Source organism: Cyanobium sp. Morenito 9A2 (assembly GCF_024345575.1).
GTDB lineage: Bacteria > Cyanobacteriota > Cyanobacteriia > PCC-6307 > Cyanobiaceae > ATX-6F1.
On the sequence record NZ_JAGQBJ010000006.1, the window covers coordinates 164188 to 181954 of the forward strand.

The 17767-nt window shown below is 66.9% G+C and carries 8 protein-coding genes; 4 read left to right on the forward strand and 4 right to left on the reverse strand.

Annotated elements, in window-relative coordinates; genetic code table 11:
• The first annotated feature begins 70 nt into the window (after positions 1-70).
• From KBY88_RS09590 to KBY88_RS09600, 3 genes are all read left to right on the forward strand, one after another.
• A complete protein-coding gene (locus KBY88_RS09590; protein ID WP_254939702.1) occupies positions 71-2224 on the forward strand; it encodes an FUSC family protein in 2154 nt (717 codons plus the stop codon).
• Between the two features lie 37 nt (positions 2225-2261).
• Positions 2262-4214, forward strand: coding sequence for a biosynthetic arginine decarboxylase (gene speA / locus KBY88_RS09595; RefSeq protein WP_254939703.1), 1953 nt, complete (start codon positions 2262-2264; stop codon positions 4212-4214).
• A 235-nt stretch (positions 4215-4449) separates the two neighbouring features.
• Positions 4450-4800, forward strand: a complete 351-nt coding sequence (locus tag KBY88_RS09600; RefSeq protein ID WP_254939704.1) for a hypothetical protein — start codon at positions 4450-4452, stop codon at positions 4798-4800.
• Positions 4801-5185: 385 nt separating this feature from the next.
• Here the strand turns inward: KBY88_RS09600 and KBY88_RS09605 are convergent, their stop codons facing one another.
• The 4 genes from KBY88_RS09605 to KBY88_RS09620 all read right to left on the reverse strand — a co-directional run bounded on the left by KBY88_RS09605 (position 5186) and on the right by KBY88_RS09620 (position 17518).
• Positions 5186-5422, reverse strand: a complete 237-nt coding sequence (locus KBY88_RS09605; protein WP_254939705.1) for a hypothetical protein — start codon at positions 5420-5422, stop codon at positions 5186-5188.
• 242 nt (positions 5423-5664) lie between these two features.
• Positions 5665-7518, reverse strand: coding sequence for an HD family phosphohydrolase (locus tag KBY88_RS09610; protein ID WP_254939706.1), 1854 nt, complete (start codon positions 7516-7518; stop codon positions 5665-5667).
• Between the two features lie 57 nt (positions 7519-7575).
• Entirely contained in the window at positions 7576-8880 is a 1305-nt protein-coding gene (locus KBY88_RS09615) for a CHAT domain-containing protein (RefSeq protein WP_254939707.1), read from the reverse strand.
• 4 nt (positions 8881-8884) lie between these two features.
• A complete protein-coding gene (locus KBY88_RS09620) occupies positions 8885-17518 on the reverse strand; it encodes a beta strand repeat-containing protein (protein ID WP_254939708.1) in 8634 nt (2877 codons plus the stop codon).
• Between KBY88_RS09620 and KBY88_RS09625 the strand changes: the two genes are divergently transcribed.
• A partial coding sequence (locus tag KBY88_RS09625) for a hypothetical protein (RefSeq protein ID WP_254939709.1) occupies positions 17498-17767 on the forward strand: 270 nt, incomplete at its 3' end. The two genes, KBY88_RS09620 and KBY88_RS09625, sit on opposite strands and share 21 nt — an antisense overlap.

Sequence of the window (17767 nt, forward strand, 5' to 3'; positions counted from 1 at the left end):
CCTGCCGCTTGGCAAGCACGCCCGGAGCTGACAACCGCCCTACGGTCGGGCCTGCGGCCGGATTGCGTCGATGCCTGCAGCGCCTCCCCTCCCCGCTGCCTGGCTGGCGGCACCGCGGATCGGCCCCAACCTCCGGCTCGGCCTGCGCACCACCGTGGCCAGCGTGCTGCCGCTGCTGGCGGCCGCGCTGCTCCATGAGCCCGCCCTGATCTGGATGGCCCTGGGGGGGCTCTACGTGAACATGGCCGACACGGGCGGCGCCTACCGCACCAGGGCAACGGCGATGGCCTGCGCTTCCCTCCTGGGCGCCGGGGCGCTCGGCGGGGGGATCGGCCTGGCCACCTGGCCCTGGCTGTGCGTGCCGGCCATGTTCGCCGTCGGGCTGGGCTGCGGTCTGCTCTCGCTCTACGGCAATGCCGGTGCCCTGATCGGTCTGGTGACCGCCTGGTGCTTCCTGATCGGCATCAATGTGGCCGGTCCCGATCCAGCCAAGGCCCTGTCCTTCTCCTTGCTCTACCTGGCCGGAGGGGCCTGGGCCACCCTGCTGGCGGTGGCCATCTGGCCGCTGCGGCCCTACCGGCCTGTCCGGCTCGCGAGCGCTGAACTGCTGGGGGCGATCGCTGAGTTCTTCAGCCAGGCCTGCCCGGGGAGCGGCGGGAGTCCAGCCGCTGAGGACCAGCTCTTCCAGGGCAAACTCCGAGTCCGCGCCGCCCTCGCCACCGCCCGAGCGACCCTGGCGGATACCCGTAGCGGCCGCCTCGGGGACAGCCCGGCCGATGGGGCCTTCACCCGCCTGATCGAGTCCGCCGACGCGCTGTTCGTGACCAGCGCGGCGATGGGCAGCCTGCTGGCGGAGATTCCGCAGCCGGAGGTCCCCCAGCTCCGCCTGCGGCTCGATGCGCTCAATCGGCACGGTGTGGTGGCGCTGCGTCAGCTGGGGCAGGCGCTGCTGGGGCGCGCCGGGCTGCCCCCGTGCCAGGGACTCGTGATCGAGGCGCGCCGGATCGCGGCAGCCATCGAGGCTTCGGCCGCACCCGGCATCGCGCTCCAGCAAGTCCAGCTCAGCCAGCTCCAGTGGATCACCACCCTCGCCGAGCTGGGGGAAGCCATTCCGGCGGCGGCGCTCAACCGCCGAATGTCTTCGCCTGGACGCCCCGGCGGCGCGCTGCGGGCTGCTGTGGCCCAGGGCTGGAAAACCCTTGGAGCGAACCTCACGCTCGACTCGAGCGTGTTCCGCCACGGTCTGCGCTTCGGGGTCGCCTCGGCCGCTGCGGTGGCCACTTACACCCTGTTCGCACTGCCGATCGGTTACTGGATCACCTTGACGGTGTCGGTGATCCTGCGGCCTTCGGCCGGTGAGAGCCTCCGGCGCACCAGCCAGCGGGTGCTGGGGACGGTGCTGGGCGGGATCCTGGCAATCGTGCTGGCCACCCTCTTCCCCCATCCCCTGGTGATCGTGCTGCTGCTGGTGCCGCTCACGCTGGTGATGATGGCGATGCTGCCGGTGAACTACGGGCTTTTCGTCTTCTTCCTCACCCCCTGGATCGTTCTCTACAAGGACATCGCCCAACCCGGCGACTGGAGCCTGGCCCTCTGGCGCATCGCCAACACCCTGATCGGCGCCTTGCTGGCCCTGGCCGCCATCCACCTGATCCTGCCCCGCTGGGAACGGGAGCAGCTGCCGGCCCGCCTGGCGGAGAGCCTGCGCTGCCAGGCCCGGTTCGTTTCGGAGGTGCTGGATCGGGTTCTGGAGGGCCCGCCCAGCAGCGCTGGGCCACCGAGCACGCCCGCCGCCCTGCGCCTGGCGATGGGAAACGCCCAGGTCTCGATTCAGCGCTATCTCAGCGAGAAGGCTTCGCACCGGCCGCTGGCGCTGCCTCTGATGGCGTTTCTGCTGCACAGCCAGCGTCTGATCGATGCCCTGCTGGTGCTGGGGTGTGGTGGTCGCCCGGCCGCGCCCAGCCTCCGGCCCCTGGGGGACCAGATGCAGACCACGCTCACGGTCCTCGCCTCGGCTCTGGAGCGCGGCGAACCGGCGGGCCCACTGCTGGATCTGCATAGGCCTGAGCCGACCGACGACCAGCTGCAGCTGCAAGTGGAGCGCCTGATCGAACCGATCGTGGGCCTCCGCAACGCGGCGGAAGCCTGCAGCGAGGCCCTTGCGCCCCTGGCCACTGACCAGGTGCGGGACCCTGGGGCCAGTCAGGCAGGCGGTCCCGCCTAGATTCCGACCCCAAGGCTTCGCCACAACCCAGGCTCCCATGGTCCTCGCCGACCCGCCCCGCCCGCCGGGAGAGCTCCACGATGCTTCCGCCCCCTGGTCGGTGGCGGAGAGCGCCCACCTTTACGGGCTCGATGGCTGGGGCGAGCCCTACTTCTCGATCAACGGTCGCGGCCACGTGATGGTTCAGCCCCGGGGCGATCGCGGGGGTTCCCTGGATCTGGTCGAGCTGGTGCAGGGGCTCAAAGGGCGGAACCTGGGCCTGCCGCTGCTGATCCGCTTCGACGACATCCTCGAAGACCGCCTCGAACGGCTGCACGGTGCCTTTGAGCGGGCGATCGCCCAGTACGGGTACGTCGGCCGCTACCAGGGGGTTTTTCCGGTGAAATGCAACCAGCAGCGCCACGTGGTGGAGCAGCTGGTGGAGAGCGGCCACCGCTGGCATTTCGGACTGGAGGCGGGCAGCAAGGCGGAGCTGCTGATCGCCCTTTCCCTACTCGATGACCCGGAGGCGCTGCTGATCTGCAATGGCTACAAGGACCGCCGCTACATCGAAACGGCGATCCTGGCCCGGCGGCTCGGGCGCCAGCCGGTGGTGGTGATCGAGCAGGCCGATGAGGTCGAGCGGATCATCGAGGCGAGTGCGGCCCTGGGGGCGGCACCGTTCATCGGTGTGCGCGCCAAGCTCTCGGCCCGCAGCACCGGCCGCTGGGGCAGCTCCGTGGGTGAGCGCGCCAAGTTCGGGCTCTCCATTCCCGACCTGCTGGCCACGGTGGAGCGGCTCAAGGCCGCCGGGCTGCTTGGGGAACTACGCCTGCTGCACTTCCACGTGGGCAGCCAGATCAACGACATCGCCGTGCTCAAGGACGCCCTGCAGGAGGCGGGCCAGATCTACGTGCAGCTGGCCCAGCTCGGAGCACCCATGGGCTACCTGGATGTGGGCGGTGGCCTGGGCATCGACTACGACGGCAGCCGTTCGGCCACCGCCGCCTCCACCAACTACTCCCTGCAGAACTATGCCAACGACGTGGTCGCCACGGTGCGGGAGTGCTGCGAACCGCTGGGCGTGCCCGTTCCCACCCTGGTGAGCGAAAGCGGTCGGGCCCTGGCCAGCCACTTCAGCGTGTTGGTGTTCGATGTGCTCGGGGCCGCCGGCGTCCCCGATGCGATCCCCGAACCGGGTGAAGCCGAACCACTGATCGTGCGCAACCTGCGTGACACCCTGGCCGGCATCGGCGCCACGGACCACGGCGACACCGGGCCCCTGCAGGAGGCCTGGAACGATGCCCGCAAGTTCAAGCAAGACGCACTCTCGGCCTTCCGCCTCGGCTACCTCAGCCTGCCCGAGCGGGCCCTGGCCGAGCAACTCACCTGGGCCTGCTGCCAGTCGATCGCCCAACGGCTACCGGTGGTCGGCGTTCCTGACGACCTCAAGGGGCTGCAGGTAGCGCTTGCCAGCACCTACTACGCCAACCTCTCGGTCTTCCGCTCCGCCCCCGACACCTGGGCGATCGATCAGCTTTTCCCGGTGATGCCGATCCACCGGCTCGATGAACGGCCCGATCAACTCGGCAGCTTCGCTGACCTCACCTGCGACTCCGACGGCAAGCTGGCGCGCTTCATCGACCGCGGTCAAGTGAAGTCGCTGCTGGAATTGCACGCACTCAGACCGGGCGAGCCCTACTGGATCGGCCTGTTCCTGGGCGGGGCTTACCAGGAGGTCATGGGCAACCTTCACAACCTCTTCGGCAGCACCAACGCCGTGCACCTACGGCTGGTGGCGGGGGGCGGCTACCGGCTCGATCACGTGGTGCGGGGCGACACCAACGCCGACGTGCTCAAGGCGATGGAGCACCAGCCGGAGCTGTTGCTGGAACGGCTGCGCATGGCCAGCGAGGCGGCGATCAGCCGCGGCGACCTGCGCATCAGCGACGCCCAAAAGCTGATGGATCACCTGGAGAGCAGCCTGGGGCAGATCACCTACCTGCAATGAGGGCTGTGGTGGCCCCAGGGGGCGATCACTCGGATCAACCCCCCGCAGCACCACGCCGCTGGGTCCACCTGCTCGACCGCCGCAGCCATCGCAGTGCAGCTGGGCTGGCTGCTCTGCAGGCACCCCCCCGGCGAGGGGAACGCTCCGGCGGTGATGGCCCCGGCCTCCGCCCAGGAACCGATCGCCCCTTGGATGCGATGACGTTCTGATCGCTCCACGGGCGCTGTGGGACCTGATGGAGAACCTGCCGGACACCAACGGCGCCCGGCATGATCAGGACGAAAACAAGCTCTCCAAGCTGGAGTTCAACGAAGCAGACCTGAACCACCTACGCCGCCAGCGGCAGCGGCGTTCGCCATCGGATCAGCCCTGCTCGCCCCCATGGAAACCTCGCCTGGTGGAGCCCATCCTCGCCAGCTCGTTCAAGGGTTTTCGCCTGCCGCTCGGCGAAGCGCTCATCCGCAACACCGCCAGCACCTGCGCGTGGCCCACCTCCCCCCTGCTCCGCCATGGGGGGCCGCTGCTGCCGCTCGGGCAACGGCGGCGGCGCGTCAGCCGCTGGCGCGGACCCTTCCCTCCCGGTTGATCGTTGGTCCCTGCGCGCCTGGGCCACGGGCTATCCCATAGCTCCCAGGTGCCCCGGGGGGGGAGTCGTGGTGAGCCGCCCCGGCCGCTTAGCCGGAACCCATGGACGGAGAACGCCCCCAGAAGGCGACCGCGGCAGCAGGAATCCCCCAGCTGGCTGGCAGCGGGAGCCGGCAGGCTGGGCTGGTACAAACCAATTATGCCGGCCCTGGGACGAGGGCCGCCAATCGATTGCACCGGGTGTAGGCATTGACCACAAGGGGCAGCTCCCACCACCGCAGGCTCACCCGATCGCCCTCCGGCTCCCTGGCGAAACAGACCACCCCAAATGCGGTGGCGCTCCCGCAGCCCGGCCTCCGTCCGGTGGGAGCACAGGTGCTGCCCCATCAGCCCGCCACGTCCAGGTTGTGCAGGGCCACCGGCAGGCTGTCCCAAAGCGCCAGGGCGAGGCCCGGGTTCACCCAGGGAGCGCCGCCAGGCCCCGTCAGCCGCCCCAAGCTGTCGGCCAAGAGCAGGACCGGGCCGACATTGAGGAACAGCCCAGGCCCTTGGTCGTCCCTGGCGGTGGAAGCCTCCCACTGGCGCCGCTCGGGCGGATCCAGAGCAGCGGGGCAGACCGCCATGAACCAGGGTCCTACCGTTCAGCCATTGCCCGAAGCGGTCCCGGGCCCGATCGATCTGGCCCGAGCGGAAGTGCGGCTCCGCCAGGCTGGGGCGGGGGACCGGAGAGGTCAGAGAGGGGGCCATGGCCCTCTCCAGCGGACATCGGACTTCGCCCACCTGCCCCTGGGTGTGGAGTCCCAGCACGTTGTTCGGCTGACCAGGGGGCGTGAGGTCGCCAAGGTCGGCGTGTCACCGCAGGCGCTCAGACGCCTCCCCTGGTGGTCGGGCGCAGCAGGGAGTCGACATCCACCTCGTCGATCTGTTCGGGGAGCAAGTAGAGCTCGGCGTAACTCTGGTAGATGCCGGAGCGCAGGAACAACTCAAACAGATCGGCATCAATGTGCTCACGATCGCGGAATCCGGAGAGAATCCGTAGACTCTGGGAGAGAGTTTTAGCCTTCTTGTAGGGTCGATCAGAAGCCGTGAGTGCTTCGAAGATGTCGGCAATCGCCATGATTCGAGAGGGCACCGAAAGCTCAGCGGCACTGAGTTTTCGTGGATAACCCTTTCCATCGAGGGTTTCGTGGTGGGTGCCCGCATACTCCGACACCCGAGAAAGATTAGCCGGAAACGGCAAACCCTCGAGCATGATGATCGTCTGAACGATATGTTCATTGATCTTGTAGCGCTCCTCATCAGTGAGCGTGCCACGGCATACAGAAAGGTTATGGATTTCGCCGAGATTGTAAAGATGCTCGGGCACCTCCATCTTGAAGCCGTAGCGCTCTTCGGGGATCTGATTCTGCTCCCGCTGGATAATGTGACACACTTTGTCCGCCAGCAGGGACTCCTCCACCGGCAGCGTTTGCAGAAGTTGGGTATGCCGTGAAAGCTCCTCCCAGGCCAGACCAAGGGAGCTGTCAAAATGTCGCTTCCAGGTCTGGGCACCGATGCTGCGCAGGCGCTCCACCTTTTCAGGGCCCATGAACTCAGCCCCCAGGTTGCATTCGGCCACGAAGGAGAACTGCTCTTGAAGTTCGACCTCGCGCTCCCTGTAGAGGCGATTGAGCATCTCGCGATCGCCACCGCCCAGCACCCCTTCAAACCAGGCAATGCGTGCATCCCTCAGCAGCACTTCAAAGCGGGTGCGGACTTCGTGGATTCGGTTGTAGTTGGTCTCGAGTTTGGTGGCCTTGTCAACAACGTATTCGGGGGTCGTGATCTTGCCGCAATCGTGCAGCCAGGCACCGATGCGAAACTCCCGCCACTCCTCTTCACCCTTGAAGGCGAAGCCCGCCAACGGACCCTCTTTGGCCTCCTCGGCAGCCCGGGCCAGCATCAGCGCCAGTTCGGGGACCCGGGCGCAGTGGCCGCCGGTGTAGGGGCTCTTGGCATCGATCGCGCCCGCCAGCAGCGTGATCATCGAATCAATCAATTGCCTCTGGGCCTCCAGCAACTGGGTGCGCTCCACACACACTGCCGCCTGACTGGCAAGGGCCTGTATCAGGGTCTGATCAAAGGCATCAAAGGGGCGCACCAGCGCCTGGGCCGTCTCGGCAGTGATCACCGCGGCGGGATCGATCTTGCGGTTGATCAGTTGCATCACCCCCACCGTTTCGCCGGAGGTGGAGCGCATCGGCACCGTGAGCATCGACACGGCCCGATACCCCAGCTCCTTGTCGACCTTGCTATCGAAGCGGTAGGGAAGGGCCGGATCGAGACTGTAGGCATCAGGGATGTTGAGCACCTCTCCGGTCAGGGCACTCCAACCAACCAGCCGCTCGGAGGTCAGCGGAAAGCGCAAATTAGACAGTTCCTGCTGAATGTCCTCCTGTCGGCCGAACTGGGCGGAATCGGTGGCCAGGCTGGCGTTCTGGGAAACGGCAAACCAGAGCTTGTCGACTCCGCCGGGATCCTTGCGCTGGTCCACCCGCTCCACCAGAAAAATGCTGCCGGCATCACTGCCGGTGAGCTGGCGGGATTTGGTCAGGATCAGGTGCAGCAAGGTGCGCAGATCGCCGGCACCACTGAGGGCGGCGGCAATGTTCAGGATCTCCACCAGGGTCTGATCCCTCGTCCCGGTGCTGGCGGAGGCGGGGAATGCCGTTTCAGTCATGCGGTAGCCCGCCCGATCAGCCGATCCAACCCTAGGGGGACAAGACCAAAACTCCGCTCACCAAGGTGTGCCCAACAACTCGATGCCGGCCCAGTAAAAGGGGTGTTGGAGCCCCCGGCTGACCCGGCGCTGCTCCGCTGGCGTCAGATCCGCCAGCAGTGGCTGGGAATCACTTCCCACAATGCGATCCCCCTGCAGGCGCACCTGGCCGTCGATGAAGGCTTCACGGGTGCGTTGGAGGGCTTCGGCCTTGGGCTGACCGCGATCCAAATAGCGGTAAAACTGGATGAAGAAGGCGGCAGCCGCCACGTCATCGACATACCAGAGGGTGCCCATGGCGCTGCGGGAACCTGATTGCAAGGCCAGCCCGGAAAAGCCCAGTTCGGAATCCTGGTTGCCGAGGGCCGTTCGGCAGGCGCTGAGGGAGAACAGATCCAGCGGCACCCCCTGCCGTCGTTGGCGCAGGGCAGCAAAACGCGCCAGCGAAACAGGGCCCGTCCCGGAGAAGATCAACGATTTGTCAGGTCCCCCCGGTAAAAACTCGGCATGGGTGGCCACATGCACCCGCTGGTACTGCGATTCTCCGGCCTTCACCAGCACCACATCGGGAGTGAAGGCCCTGTTGAGGAAGCGATCGGTGCGCTCCGGCGCCGAGGTGTTGGCCAGTTCCTGTGGCACCAGGGGCAACGGGGAGAGCCCCTCGAAAACCGAGGCGCCCGCGCTCAACACCCGCTTGTCCGGTTCGGGGCGGGGCAGGTCCTTGACCATCAGCCCCAGGGACGGGGTGATCGAAAAGGCATAGGTCTGGCCGAAGTAGGCCTTGCCGTCGTGGAGAGCAGCCAGGGGTAAGGCCTGGAGCCCTGCATCGACCGATACCAGCAGGGTGGTGATCCCGCGCTGCCGCAGCTCTGGCTCGATCGGAGCGATCAACAAGGCATGCAGACGCCGGGAAGGGGAGGCGGGGTTGCCCACATCGAGGGACTCGAACCGAGCCAGGTGCCCGTAGAGGGCCCGCAGCAAGTCCGCAAACCGCTTCACGCTCAGGTGCACCCGCTTACCGATCACCGGCCCTTCCGGGGGGACGAAGGTGACATCAATGAAACCCTCATCAGCGGCCTTCCCGAGCGGGGGGCCCCCTGGGGTGCTGGAAGCCTGGGGAGCGGCGGAAAAGGCCAGGCGCAGGATGCCCGGGCGGTAAACCGCTGCTGCTCTGCCCGGCGCCGCCTTTGCCGCCCCGGGCTGGGCCGGCACCGGTGCGCTGGGGGCTGGACTCACCACAGGTGTGGCGGCGCGCCCAGGGACGATCGGAGCCAGCAACGTCAGCAAGACCAGGGAGACGAGCGGGCGGATCACAGCTGCCATGGCTTCAACGCCCCGACTGGAGCCGTTGTTGCACATACGGCACCACCTGACGCAGCCACTCCTGCAACTGCAGTACGTTCATGGCTTCCTTGTCGGGTTCCGGCTCCACGCCCAGTTTGACGGTGGCGTTGCGCTGGGCCTCCTGCTCACCTTTGAGGAAGAGGGTCTCGGCCTGGGAAGCCTCCAGATCGGTGACCGAGACCCGCTCCTGGTCGCCGCGAGCGGCAGGGTTCTGGCCCTGGCCCAGGTTGGGCAGCCTGAGCTTCTCATCAACGCTGAGGCTGCCCGTGGCCTCGCTTCCCGGCTGAGCCGCCGGGGAGCTGGCGGCGCGCCTCTGCAGATCCAAGGCATCAAGGCCCAGGAGCGACGGGTCCAGCACAGGATCGAGATAACCATCCACATGCAGCAGGGAGCTCTGATCAAGGGTGAGCTGCAAAGGAAGGTCTGCAAACAAGCTGGGATCAGAGCTGCTGAACAGCCCCGTGGCCGCCGCTGGCATGGATGGGCCGGCCGGCTGGTTGGTGGTGCCGTTCACACCGGTGACGAGCAGAAGATTGAAGTTGGTGTTCAGCAGGCTGGAGGCGATCAGGGCGGAAGTGAGTGCCGAGAGGGGGGAGGTGCTGCCCAGGGGGCTGGGGAGAGGGCCCGTGGCCCCGTCCGTGGGAGAGGTGGGACCACCAGGGGAGAAGATCGTGCCGATGATCCGCAGCGTTCCGCCGGAGAAGGGAGCGAACTGGGGGTCGTAAATGGTGGTGCCCTGGTAGGTGAAGCTGCCACTCCCACCACCGAGCACGCTGGTGCCGGCGCCGAAGATCAAGGCGGCGGTGAGCGGTGAACCCAGATCCAGAAAACCACCGCTGGCCCCGAAAACGTTGTAGAGGCTGCCCGAGGTGACGATCGTCGACCCGCCAACGGCGATGATTCCACCCGTGGTCGCCGGGTCAGCGATCAGGCTGGAGTTCACGATCGAGACACTGGTGGGATTGTTCGTGGACGCCATGCCAATGGCGATGGAGCCACCGGTGGCCCCACCGGAGGTGTTGAGCGTCGAGCCGGCCATGGCGATGGCACCGCCATCCAGCGTGATGGTGCCGCCGTTGCTGAGGGGCTGGGGCGACACAGCGGCCCCACCTCGGGCATCCAACAGGGAACCAGTGAGGGAGAGGGATGTGGGAACCTCTGGAGTGGAGAGGGCCCCCAGGGCGATGGTGCCACCGTTACCGGAGCCGGTACCGAAAGCTTGGAAAGTGCTGCCACCGATCTGCAGTGCCTTGGCATCGAGTGAAATGCTGCCCCCATCGCCCGTGGGGCTGCTGGCCTGGAAGGTGCTGTTGGCCACGGACAACGCACCCGTGCTGGTCACCGATAGCGACCCGGCGGCCGTCGGGGAGCCGTTGGCCGTCAGAATGGCTCCGGAGAGCGAGAGGTTTGCACCACTGATGGCGATGGCACCGGCGGTCACCTGGGAGAGCGCGATGTTGCCCGCCATGGCCGTGGCCGTCGAAGGGCGAACGGCGAACGTCACCGTGCCGGTACCGGCGTTGAGGCTGGTGCCCGTGCGCTGAACGATCCCGCCGTCGCCGGGTTCGCGTACACCTGGACTGGCACCAGGATCGTTGGCGATCAGGGTGAGATTGCCGTTAGTGCTACTGATGCTGGAATTGAGGGCGATGTTGCGGCCGGCCTGAAGGGTGAGATCGCCGCCATTGCCCCTGGGATTCGTGATGGCGATGTCGGAGAGCGGGCGCAGCAGAATGTCGTTGCTGGCCTGGAGCACCAGGGCGGTACCGGTGTTGGTGATCGCCGTGATCTGGCTGGGGGAGATCGTGACCGAGGCGTCGCGGGCATCAGCGAAGTTGATCCCCGGCGCCGCCAGGGGATAGAGAGGTTCGGGAACGATTCGCACCTTCTGGGCCACCACATTCGCCGTGGCCGGAGGCGTGCCCACAAGGGAGGCGCCCGGTCCATTGACGAAGAAGGTGTCGGGGGCCACCACATCAACACTTCTGCCGATCTGGTCACCGCTCGAATTGCCGATCAGGGAATTCTTTCCACTCAGGCCCCCCTTGCCGGACTCATCGACCATCAGCCCATTGGCGCCATTCACCCAGGTGACGGCACCAGCATTGACGATCGGCCCTCCCGGAGTCAGCGCGTCCCAGTTGGGACTCTGCAGCAGCACATTGAGGCCCTCAGAGCTGCTGACGGAGCCCATCGGCGCATGGAGTGCACCCAGCTGATCGCCGGAGGAGGTGCCCACAATCGAGACATTGCGGCTGACGGCCCCGATCGCGGCGCTGCCATCGAGGAGCTGACCGGTGAGGCCGCTGATCCAGGTGACGGCGCCGGCATCCACGAGCGGACCGTTGTCCCAGGTGCCGCTCAGCACCATTAGGTTTGTGCCGATCGGACTGAAGCGGGAGCCCACCTCCAGGGCCGTGGATCCGATCCGATCACCGGCGCTGGTACCCACCAGGGAGTTGGCGGCGCTGAGCACCCCGATCGCCGCTGCACCATTGGCCAGCAGCCCCGAGCTGCTGTTGATCCAGGTGACGGCACCCGCATCGGCGGCCGCACCGTTGTTCCAATCGGGGCTGATCAAGCCGATGTTGCTGCCGAAGGAACCTGAGAAGGTGCGCCGGGACAACGCAACAGAATCGCCGCTGCTGCTGCCCACCAGGGAATTGGCGGCGCTGAGCGCACCAATGGCGACAGAGCCATTGGCCAGGGTACCGGTGGCGGCGTTCAGCCAGGTGAAGGCCCCCGCATCGATGGCGGCGCCGTTGTCCCAATAGCCGCTGAACAGGGCCACCGCGTTGCCGAAGGAAGAAGCGTCGTAGTTGGAGCCGACGGAGTCGAAGCTGCTGCTGCCCACCAGGGAATTGGCGGCGCTGATCGGCCCGATCGCCGCACTGCCGTTGGCCAGCTGGCCCGTGCCCACGCTCAGCCAGGTGACCGCCCCGGCAGACGGGGCCGTGCCATGGGCCCAACCGGAACTGAGCAGGAGCACATTGCCACCCTTGATGACCGTGTCGTAGTAGGAGCCAATGCCATCGTTGGCAGTGCTGCCCACCAGGGAATTGGTGGCCCCGATCGTCCCAACGGCAGGGTTTCCGTTGGCCAGCCGGCCGGTGCTGGTGTCCAGCCAGGTGACGGCCCCAGCCCTGTTGTTCCAGGCGACGTTGCGGAACAGCAGGCCGTTGCCGACGCTGTTGGTGTTGTAGGCGAAGTAGGAGGTTGCCGTTGAGCAGAAGAAGCAAGAATCCTGTGGGGCCAGATCACCGATGGCGCTGCCCACCAGGGAGTTGGCAGCGCTGATCACACCGCCGGTGGCACCATTGGCCAGGGCGCCCGTCTTGCCGTTCAACCAGGTGAGAGAGCCAATTCCCCTGCCCAGGGCTGAGCTGAAGCCCCAGGCAGAGCTGTAGATCACCACATTGCCGCTGGGTGACTCCCGGTAGGGGTTGGTGGTGTCGGCCAGATCGAACCCGCCGAGGGTGCCCTGCCCCGTGGCGAGCAGGGAATTGGTGGGACCGATCACACCGCCGCTGCTGCCGTCGGAAAGCTTGCCCGTGGCGCTGCTCAGCCAGGTGATGGCGCCGCCGCCTGCCGTCGCGCCGTTCCAGAACGGGGTCACAACCAGCACATTGCTGTCCGCATTACCACTCAGCTGGTTCAGGTAGGAGCCGTTCAGGTCGCCCGTGGAACCACCCACGATCGAATGGCTCGGGCCAATGACCCCCAGACCGGAAACACCGGTGGGATTGCTCGCAAGCGCCGGTGTGATGCCGTTCAGCCAGGTGAGGGCTCCGGCATCGACGACCGCACCGTTGTCCCAGGAGGGAGTGAAGACCAGCAGATTGCCGCCCGAAAGGGATCTGAGCTCGTAGCTCGCCAGATCGCCGCTCTGGCTACCCAGCAAGGCATTGCCTGGTCCCACCACACCGCCGCTGCTGCCATCCGCCAGGGCTCCGGTGCTGCTCTGGATCCAGCCGAGGGCTCCCGCGTCGGCGTCAGTACCATTGTTCCAGCCGGGCAGGTGCACAAAAGCACCGTTGCCACTCAGGGCAACAGCTACGCCGGAGAAATCACCCCTACGGCTACCCAACAGTGACGTAGAAGATCCAATGACTCCGCCCAGCTTGCCATTGGCCAGCCTTCCCGTGGTGCCATCGATCCAGGTGATGGCGCCGGCGCCGGCCACCGCACCACTGCTCCAATGGGGGGTGACCAGCAGGCCATTGCTGCCCAGGCTCTGGGCCGTGAAGCTGCTGAAATCACCGGAGGTGCTTCCCACCAGAGCATTGGCGTCATTCAACTTGCCGACCCGGGGCGTGGTCGTGGGAATCAGGGCCACGGCACCGACATCGGCCGTGGAGTCGCTGTCCCAGCGGGGGCTCGCCACCAGGGCAGCGCCGTTCGAGAGCGTGCCCACATTGGTTTCGACCACCGGCGTGCCATCGGCGAGCTGGTCCTCGCGGCGGAAGAGCCCCAACTGCTCTCCAGCTGAACTGCCCACCAGGGCATTGGCGGCACTGAGGGCTCCGCTGGCGAAGGTGGTGGTTCCCACCAGGCGGCCATCGGAGAGGCGCACGGCGCTGATGGCGCCGGCATCCACCAGGGGGCCCCTGTCCCAGCGGGGGCTGCCAATCAGCACCGCCGTGCCGAAATTGAAGGGCACCACGTAGTCCTGGTTGGTGCAGGCAGCTCCAGCGGTGCAGGGTTCTGAGATAGAGAAGATCCCCAATTGATCGCCACTCGACGATCCCACCAGAGAATTCGTGGCCCTGATCGCGCCGAAGGCGTCCTCCCCGCCGACCGTCTGTCCGAGTTGGCGATCGATCCAGGTGATGGCACCCGCATCGCCGCGATGGCCGTTGTCCCAGTTCGGACTACCAAGGAAGGCGTATCGACCTCCACTGGTCTCGATGGTCAGGCCCACCCGATCGCCGGCGGTGCTCCCGACCAGGGAGTTGCTGGCGGCGACGGCGCCGAAGCTGCTGCTCCCGTCGGCCAATTGGCCCGTGGCCAGATTCAGCCAGGTGATCGCACCGGCATCAACGGCCGTTGGGCTGTCCCAGGCGGTGCTGCGCAGCAGCAGGGTTTCAGGAGAGCCGTCGTAGCGGTCATACAGACTCCCCACCCCATCGCCTCTGGTGCTGCCCACCAAGGAATTGACGGAGCTGATGGCTCCCAAGGGGAAACTGGTTGCACCAGCCAGCTTGCCGCTGGCCCCTCCGATCCAGGTCACCGCACCTGCATCGGTGGCTGTGGTCGCCGTATTGTTCCAGAGCGGGGAGAGCAGAAGCAGATTCACGCCGCCTGCGCCGTAGAGCGATCCGCTGGTCAAAAAGCCATCACCCACCCGATCACCGGTGCTGCTGCCCACCAGGGAATTGGTGGCGCCAACGACCCCGAACGCATCGTTGCCATCAGCCAGCTTGCCGGTAGCGAGGTTGAACCAGGTGACCGCGCCGGCATCGGTGGCGCTCGCACTGGCATCCCAGGAGGGACTGCGCAGCACCAGGTTGGTGCCACCCGGGTCGTAGAAGGAGCCAACGGCGGTGGCCAGTTCGCCGATGGCGTCGCCGCTGTGGCTGCCCACCAGGGAGGTGGTCGGACCGATGGCGCCCAGCGCCACGGTGCCATCACTGAGCAGGCCCGTGGAGCCGTTGATCCAGGTGACGGCTCCGGCGTCCGTGGCCAGGCCGTTGTCCCAGAGGGGATTGCGTAGCAGCACGTTCTGCCGATCGGTGATCGTGATCGAGTCCACCGAACCGATGCCATCACCAGGGCGGCTGCCCGCCAGGGATTGGGCTCCACTGACCACACCAAAAGGGTTGCTGCCATCGGCGAGCTTGCCGGAATCGCCGTTGATCCAGGTGATCGCACCCGCTCCGCGTCTCCAGTCGGGGCTGGTGAGCAGGACGTTGTCCGGCAGAGGACCGCCGAGGCTGGAGCGCAAGTTCAGGGCCGCTGAACCGACCCGATCCCCAGGGATGCTGCCCACCAGGGAATTGGCCGCAGCCACCACCCCCACAGCCGGGGTTCCATCGGTCAGCGCACCGGTGCTGCCGTTGATGAAGGTGGCGGCACCCGTGTTTCCAGACCACTGGGGATTGCGCGCCAGCACGTTGGGGTAGAGATCCTGGCTGCGGTCGTAGCTGTTGATGGTGATCAACGACCGCTGGCCGATGGCATCGCCACGATGGCTGCCCACCAAAGAGGTGGAAGAACCGAGGGCACCGAAGGCATCGGCCCCGGTGGCGAGCTTGCCGGTGCCGCCATTCACCCAGGTGAGGGCACCGGCATTGACGGCGGAAGCACCGTTGTCCCAGTTGGGGGTGAACACCAGCAGGTTCTGGAACTTGTTGGTGAGGTTGAAGTAGTCGGACGAATCCAGGAACAGAACGCTGCTCGGGAAATCAACGGCACCGGCGGCGAAATCACCGGTCCGGCTGCCCACCAGCGCATTGGACACACCGATCGCCCCTACGGCAGGCGATCCATCGGACAACTTGCCGGTGGAACCCTCGATCCAGGTGAAGGCACCCGCATCGGCGATAGAGCCATTGTTCCAACCCGTTGTGGTCAGCCAGAGGTTGGTGAAGTAAGAGCCGAACCAGTTGGGCTGAACGATCCTCTCGTAGCTGCCACCAACCTGATCACCGGCGCTGCTACCCACCAGGGAATTGGCCGCTCCCAGGGTGCCGATGATCGCTGCGCCCGTGGCCAACCTTCCGGTGCTGCCGCGGATCCAGGTGAGGGCACCGGCATCGGCGGCCGTGCCGTTGTCCCAGGTGGGGTTGAGGAAGACGAAGTAGTCCTGAGAGTTGGGAGGGAGGTAGGAGTTGAACCCCCCCAGCTGCTGATAAGAGGAACCCACCTGGTCGTTCGTGGAGCTCCCCACCAGGGAATTGGCCGCTCCGATCGCCCCGATGGCGGCGGCGCCAGTGCCGAGCTTGCCGCTGGCCATGTCGACCCAGGTGAGGGCGCCCGTATTCGTCGCCCCCGTGGTGGTGTTGTCCCAGGTGCTGAAGCGGAACAGGGCCACCGGAGCGCCCGCATCCGTGTTGTCGTAGACAAGGTTGCTTCCACCCCGTGAGAAGAAGGAAGAAGGGTCATAGAAATTGGGGAGCAAACCTCCGGAGGGATTGAGATCCCCCGCACTGGAGCCCACCAGGGAGTTGGCCGCGCTGATCGCCCCACCGGTGGCCCCGTTGGCCAGAGCTCCCGTTGTGCCGTTCAGCCAGGTGAGCGCCCCCGCATCCGGCACGGCCCCGTTGGCCCAGGCGCCGCTGTAGATCAGCAGATTGCCGCCGCCGTACTCGCGCACGGTTTGGTTCACGTAGGAGCTGCAACCGGGGCAGTCCGCCGGTGGCAGATAGGCCGCCGAGGCCGTGTTCAGCAGGGAGTTGCCACTGCCGATGGCTCCACCCGTGCTGCCATCCGCCAGCCTGCCGGTGCTGCCGCTCAGCCAGGTGAGGCCGCCGGCATCGACGGAGCGGCCGTTGTCCCAGCGGGGGGTGAACACGAGGGCTTGGCCTGAATCCAGGAAGCGCACCGAGGCCTGGCTGAAATCACCCGTGGTGCGGCCCAGCAGGGAGTTGCCGCTTCCGATGAGGCCGCTGCTGGTGCCGTCGGCGAGTTTTCCCGTGGTGGTGTCGATCCAGGTGGCGGCACCCGCATCGGGGGTTGCTCCGTTGTTCCTGCCGGGGCTGATCAGGGCCAGCAACCCCGCTGAGTCGCCCGACGCGGAGTAGTTCGCCTTCTGGCTGCCGAGCGTGGCCGTGCCGTAGAGGGCACTCAGGAGGCCGTAGGTGCTGCCATCGAAGAGGTAGGTCACCCCCTCCTGGCCGGGGAGGCCGCCCGTGGGCACGTTCACCAGGATGGGGCCATTGGCTACCGTGCCCAGCTGCTCCACCAGGCCGGTCGGACCGGCTGCATCCGAGCCGGGGTAGACGATGTTCCGTACGTCGTAGCCGTAGCCCCCGACCGTGGTGTTCTCGATGTAGATGTTCCTCGGATCGAGCAACAGGGTGCCGGGGCGGCCAGCGGGAGCCGAGGCGTCGGCCGTGCCGCCGAAAACCAGATCCGCTTTGCCGGACACCTCCAGCACACCGCCGTCACCTCCCAAGGCGCCCCCCCTGGCCCTGGCGACGCCAGAGAAATGGGTGCGATCCTCCGACCAGACCACCACCTGGCCGCCCTTCCCCAGGGCCGTGGCGTCGGCCCGGAGGCTGGTGCCGGCGGTCACCGTGACGGTACGGGCATTCGCGCCCAGGCCGAGCCCGGCCCCCTGGAAGCCACCGCCCACATGAAGCTGGCCACCACCGCCGGCACCAGAGGCATCAAGGGAGGCCGCCGAGAGGGTGATCGTGGGGGCGAGCAGGTCAATCTGACCGCCCTGGGCCGCCCCCCGGGTGCCCTGGCCGAGGTAGCTGCCGGAGCTGAACAGTTCCGTGCCCGCCCTGAGGGCGATCGAGCCCCCCGCCGAACGTCCGCTCACATCCCACAGACCGCTGAGGGTCTGCACCGTGGCGCTCGTGCTGGCGGCCATGATGCGACCCCCAGCACCCTGGCGGCCGATGGCCTGGATCGGCGCGGCACTGAGCAGGTGGTTCGCCTGCAGACTCACCTCGCCGCCGCTTCTGCCATTGGCCAACAGAGGAGCGGTCTGGAGCACCGTGCCACCCGTGATCGTGATCCGGCCCCCGGGCCGGCTGGCCGAACTCACATCAATCGGGGTCGCCCCCTGCACCACCGCCGCCCCGGTGATCGCCACCTGCGCCCCGGGCGCCTGGATCCCGGCGGCCTGCAGCAGCACATTGCCGCCCTGCGCATCGAGCAGCAGGCTCTGATCGACGGTGAGCAGGCCGCCGGAAAG

Coding starts and splice junctions, on each gene's coding strand:
- KBY88_RS09590 (WP_254939702.1), top strand. CDS start 71: ATGCCTGCAGCGCCTCCCCTCCCCGCTGCCTGGCTGGCGGCACCGCGG.
- speA (WP_254939703.1), top strand. CDS start 2,262: ATGGTCCTCGCCGACCCGCCCCGCCCGCCGGGAGAGCTCCACGATGCT.
- KBY88_RS09600 (WP_254939704.1), top strand. CDS start 4,450: ATGGAGAACCTGCCGGACACCAACGGCGCCCGGCATGATCAGGACGAA.
- KBY88_RS09605 (WP_254939705.1), bottom strand. CDS start 5,422: ATGGCGGTCTGCCCCGCTGCTCTGGATCCGCCCGAGCGGCGCCAGTGG.
- KBY88_RS09610 (WP_254939706.1), bottom strand. CDS start 7,518: ATGACTGAAACGGCATTCCCCGCCTCCGCCAGCACCGGGACGAGGGAT.
- KBY88_RS09615 (WP_254939707.1), bottom strand. CDS start 8,880: ATGGCAGCTGTGATCCGCCCGCTCGTCTCCCTGGTCTTGCTGACGTTG.